Here is a 270-nt window from a genome sequence, read left to right on the forward strand (position 1 = left end):
TCACGCAAATTGGTTGGCCTCTGGCAATTTTGCTAATTGGTTTTTCGGAAGGAGCTATGCTCGTTGGACTATCACTTTCAATGTACAATCTTGGGCACGCGCTTAGCTTAATTTCGCGAATAAACAAAATTCCCGTATTAGCAAATAGTCCATCGTGGACTCGTGCAGTTGAAATTGTGATTGGTTCATTTCTTTCATCGCTGCTTTTGCTCATTCCTGCTTACGGCAACTTTCCTCGATGCGGTACGCGCCTTCTGGCATTGTTTGCCG

General features: G+C 44.8%; 1 protein-coding gene. It reads left to right on the top strand.

Features of this window, described 5'->3' with window-relative positions:
- Positions 1–270, top strand: a 270-nt coding sequence (locus ACZ3GY_RS24045; protein ID WP_465912255.1) for a hypothetical protein, incomplete at both ends; no start/stop codon positions are given.

Source organism: Pseudomonas sp. PME37.24/006, from assembly GCF_055556635.1.